The 4,884-nt window shown below is 68.9% G+C and carries 4 protein-coding genes; all 4 read left to right on the top strand.

Translation table 11 applies throughout. The features are described from left to right. Positions 1–315: 315 nt before the first annotated feature. The 4 genes from pafA to AC1D1G_RS41820 are packed head-to-tail and all read left to right on the top strand — an operon-like array spanning position 316 to position 4,752. Positions 316–1,674 carry a Pup--protein ligase gene (gene pafA, locus AC1D1G_RS41835; RefSeq protein WP_012687833.1) on the top strand — a complete coding sequence of 453 codons (1,359 nt, stop codon included), beginning with the start codon at positions 316–318 and terminating at the stop codon, positions 1,672–1,674. Between the two features lie 47 nt (positions 1,675–1,721). Further along, entirely contained in the window at positions 1,722–2,714 is a 993-nt protein-coding gene (locus AC1D1G_RS41830; protein WP_280780061.1) for a helix-turn-helix transcriptional regulator, read from the top strand. After that, positions 2,711–3,691: a helix-turn-helix transcriptional regulator gene (locus AC1D1G_RS41825; RefSeq protein ID WP_280780062.1), complete on the top strand. Its 981-nt coding sequence runs from the start codon at positions 2,711–2,713 to the stop codon at positions 3,689–3,691. The genes AC1D1G_RS41830 and AC1D1G_RS41825 overlap by 4 nt, the downstream gene beginning before the upstream one ends. Continuing rightward, positions 3,688–4,752, top strand: coding sequence for a 2-dehydropantoate 2-reductase (locus AC1D1G_RS41820; protein ID WP_283335135.1), 1,065 nt, complete (start codon positions 3,688–3,690; stop codon positions 4,750–4,752). The genes AC1D1G_RS41825 and AC1D1G_RS41820 overlap by 4 nt, the downstream gene beginning before the upstream one ends. Positions 4,753–4,884 lie beyond the last annotated feature (132 nt).

Below are 4,884 nucleotides of genomic sequence, written 5' to 3'. Positions count from 1 at the left end.
AGGATGCCGTTGGCCAGACCGCTCGCCATCATGAGGGACAGCAGTCCGCGCACACCACCGCGGCGGGCGCGCCCGCCGACCAGTCCCAGGACCGCCGCCACGAACCACCACAGGAGCCCCTTGTCGGCCGCGCGGCTGAGGAAGCGCATGGCCCGGTCTAGCCCGGAGGGACTCAGATTGGCGCTGCGGTCGAAGACGATCTCGTCGGCCCGATGGATTCGGCGTAAGTGTCGGTTCACCATCTCAGCGTATGCGCGGGGTGTCGCTGGACGGTTTTATCGCTCCGCCGGGTGATCCGCGTTGTACTGTCGAGGTGTGCAGCGACGAATCATGGGAATTGAGACAGAGTTCGGTGTGACCTGCACCTTCCATGGTCACAGGCGACTGAGCCCGGACGAGGTTGCGCGCTACCTGTTCCGGCGGGTGGTGTCGTGGGGCCGGAGCTCCAACGTGTTTCTCCGGAACGGTGCCCGCCTGTATCTGGACGTCGGCTCGCACCCCGAATACGCCACCGCCGAGTGCGACAACCTCATCCAGTTGGTCAACCACGACCGGGCGGGGGAGCGCGTTCTCGAGGAGCTGTTGATCGACGCCGAACAGCGGCTCGCCGAGGAAGGCATCGGCGGTGACATCTACCTGTTCAAGAACAACACCGATTCGGCGGGCAATTCGTACGGCTGCCACGAGAACTTCCTCGTGGCCCGGGCCGGCGAATTCTCCCGGATCTCGGACGTGCTGCTCCCGTTCCTGGTGACGCGGCAGCTGATCTGCGGCGCGGGCAAGGTCCTGCAGACGCCGAAGGCGGCGACGTTCTGCCTGTCGCAGCGCGCCGAGCACATCTGGGAAGGCGTGTCCTCGGCGACCACGCGGTCGCGGCCCATCATCAACACCCGTGACGAGCCGCACGCCGACGCGGAGAAGTACCGCCGCCTGCACGTGATCGTCGGCGACTCGAATATGTCGGAGTCCACCACCATGCTGAAGGTGGGCACGGCGGCGCTCGTGCTCGAGATGATCGAGGCCGGGGTGTCGTTCCGCGACTTCGCGCTCGACAACCCGATCCGCGCCATCCGCGAGGTCAGTCACGACGTCACAGGACGCCGCCCGGTGCGGCTCGCCGGCGGCAGGCAGGCCAGCGCCCTCGACATTCAGCGGGAGTACCACGCGCGCGCGGTGGAACACCTGCAGAACCGGGATCCCGATCCGCAGGTCACTCAGGTGGTCGACCTGTGGGGTCGCATGCTCGACGCCGTCGAGACGCAGGACTTCGCGAAGGTGGACACGGAGATCGACTGGGTGATCAAGCGCAAGCTGTTCCAGCGCTACCAGGACCGGCACGGCTTCGAGCTGGCCGACCCGAAGATCGCGCAGCTGGATCTGGCGTATCACGACATCAAACGCGGTCGCGGCGTGTTCGACGTGCTGCAGCGCAAGGGGCTGGTGAAGCGGATCACCGAGGACGAGACGATCGAGGCGGCGGTGGACACTCCGCCGCAGACCACCCGGGCGAAGCTGCGCGGCGAGTTCATCACCGCGGCGCAGGAGGCCGGACGCGACTTCACGGTCGACTGGGTGCACCTCAAGCTCAACGATCAGGCCCAGCGGACCGTGCTGTGCAAGGACCCGTTCCGGTCGGTCGACGAGCGGGTGGAGCGCCTGATTGCCTCGATGTAGCGGCGCTGTGGGAGTCCGTAACGGGCTCACCCACTAGGCTTCCGGGCGTGCCGACTTCCAAGATCGAGCGGTTGATGAACCTGGTGATCTGTTTGTTGTCCACCAGGCAGTTCCTCACCGCCGAGAAGATTCGCGAGAGCGTTGCCGGGTACGCCGACTCCGCCAGCGACGAGGCGTTCAGCCGCATGTTCGAACGCGACAAGAACGAACTCCGGGATCTCGGTGTCCCGCTCGAGACCGGGCAGGCGTCGCGCTTCTCGACGGTCGAGGGCTACCGCATCAACCGCAACGCGTATGAGCTCCCCGACATCGAACTCAGTCAGGAGGAGTCCGCGGCGGTCGCGGTGGCGGTCCAGCTGTGGGAGTCGCCGGAGTTGACGTCCGCGGCCCAGGGGGCACTGCTCAAGCTGCGCGCGGCGGGTGTGCAGGTGGATCCGGATTCGGCGGCCACCCCGATCACGGCGGTGCCCGCCCGCACCCGCGGCTCCGAACCGGCGCTCGGCAAGCTGCTGGCGGCGGTCGACGCCGGCCGCGCCGTGCACTTCCCGCACCGCGGCGCCCTCAACGAGCCGTACACCGAGCGCACCGTCGAACCCTGGGGCGTCGTCACCGCGCACGGCCGGTGGTACCTCGTCGGTCACGACGTCGACCGGGGGGCCGTCCGGACGTTCCGGCTGTCGCGGATCGGCGACGACGTGACGGAGTTCGGACCGTCCGGGGTCGTCCACAAACCGGCGGGCGTCGACCTCCGGGAGATCGTCGACCGGGTTACCGGTTCGGGGGAGGTCACCGGGACCGCCACCGTATGGGTGGCCGAGGGCCGGGCCCAGGAACTGCGCCGACTGGCGACCACGGCGGAGGAGAAGCGGGTGAACGAGCGCGCCGGCACCGTGCTCGGGATTCCGGTCCGCTCCCGGGACTGGATCGCGCGGCTGGTCGCGGGCCACGGGGCGGACGCCCTGGTCCTCGATCCGCCCGAACTACGCCACGATGTGCTGACCAAGCTGAAGGACGCCGCAGGGGAAGGGGGGACGTCGTGAGCAACAGGCTGTCGTCGAGATTGTCCCGGCTCCTCAACCTGGTGCCGTACTTCATCGCGAACCCCGGGATGAGCGCGGCCGAGGCCGCCGCCGAACTGGGCGTCACCACCACACAGCTGATGTCCGACCTCAACCAGTTGTGGGTGTGCGGCCTGCCCGGCTACGGTCCCGGCGACCTCATCGACCTCTCGTTCTCCGAGGAGAGCATCGAGGTGACGTTCTCGGCGGGCATCGACCGACCGCTGCGGTTGACGTCCACCGAAGCTACGGCCCTGCTGATTGCCCTGCGTTCGCTGGTGGAGATGCCGGGCATGGTCGATCCGTCCGCGGCGCACAGCGCGATCGCGAAGATCGAGGACGCCGCGGGCACCGCGGCAGCCCGCGCGGCGGTGACGCCGGCGTCGGAGCGGGAGGCGGTGGAAGATGTGGCGGAAGATCCCATCGCCGCCACGGTGCGGTCCGCGCTCCATCAACGGCACGCACTCCACCTGACGTACTACTCGGCGTCCCGGGACCGCGTCACCGAGCGCACCGTGGATCCGGTGCGGGTCGTGCTGGTCGACAACCAGAGTTACCTGCAGGCGTGGTGCCGGCAGGCCGAGGGAGTCCGGCTGTTCCGGCTCGACCGGATCGACGCCGCCACCGAGCTGGACGAGCCGTCCACACCGCCGGCGCAGGCTCTCGTGCGGGATTCCAACCTGGAATTGTTCAGCGGCGACGCGTCCCTTCCCCAGGCACGGTTGAACATCGGCGCCGACTGCGTGTGGGTGCTCGACTACTACCCGATGGATGTCCGGACGGTCGCCGCCGACGGCTCGGTGGAGGCGAGCATGAGTTACGGGGCGCTCGAGTGGATGGCCCGGCTCGTGCTGGGGTTCGGGTCCGGAATCAGAGTGCTCGAACCGGCCGAACTGGTCGACGAGGTGCGCCGCCGGGCTGTGGAGGCGCTGTCCGCCTACGACGCCGTCGAGGCATGAGCGGCGACGGGCGTCCGCTGCGGATCAGCGTCTTCGGTGCGGGCAGCATCGGCTGCTATGTCGGGGGCCGGCTCGCCGCGGCCGGTGCCGAGGTGACCCTGATCGGCCGGGAGCGTGTCGGGGCGGAGATCCGCGAACACGGGTTGCGGCTGACGGACCTGCACGGAGCGGACATCCGGGTCGGTGCCTCCGGCATCGCCTTCGCCACCGGCCCGGAGTCGGTGGCCACCGCCGATCTCGTCGTCGTGTCGGTGAAGTCGGCGGGGACACCGGAGGTGGGTGCCGCGCTGGCGTCGGCGATAGGTTCCGACACGGTCGTAGTCAGTGCGCAGAACGGGCTGGGCAATGCGGACACCCTCCGCGCGGCCGTGCCGGAGCAGGTGGTTCTCGCGGCGATGGTGCCGTTCAACGTGGTGCACCGCGGTGACGGGCATTTCCACCAGGGCTCCGAGGGTGACCTCGAGATCGAGCAGCATCCGGCGGTGCGTGCATTCGCGCCGGTCTTCGGCGACGCAGGGCTGCCGCTGCATGCACGTGACGACTTCCGCGCGGTGCAGTGGGCGAAGCTGCTGCTCAACCTGAACAACGCGGTCAACGCCCTGTCCGGCCTGCCGCTCCGCGAGGAGTTGTCGCAGCGGTCGTTCCGGCGTGCGGTCGCGCTGGCGCAGCGGGAAGCGCTGACTCTCCTGACCGCCCGTGGCATCGCTGTCGCCAAGCTCACACCGCTGCCGCCGCAGTGGATTCCCCGGTTGCTGACCGTCCCGGACGGGGTGTTCCAGGTGGCGGGCAGCCGGATGCTGGCCATCGACCCGCACGCGCGATCCTCGATGTGGGACGACCTCGAAGCGGGCCGGCGCACCGAAGTGGACTGGATCAGCGGGGAGATCGTGCGCCTGGCCGCGTCGTCGGGGACGGTCGCACCGGTGAACGCGAGGCTGGTCGAACTGATCCGCGAGGCCGAGGCGGGCGGGAACCGGCACTGGTCCGGGGACGCGCTGCTCGCCGAGCTGCGCTCACAGCGGGCACCCGGGAAACCGACAGGTAAACGGCAGCGCAACTAGCCGGTTTCGACCGAACCGGTGCCGTGTATGTCCGGTAGCATCGGGGTCACCTGATCTTTTGGAGGTTTCATCATGGGAGCCATGAGCCCCTGGCACTGGGCCATCGTCGCGCTGGTCGTCATCATCCTGTTC

The sequence above is a fragment of the Rhodococcus sp. P3_B8 genome (assembly GCF_056402775.1).
The sequence above is the reverse complement of the archived record's forward strand: the minus strand, read 5'-3'. Positions and strand labels throughout refer to the sequence as shown.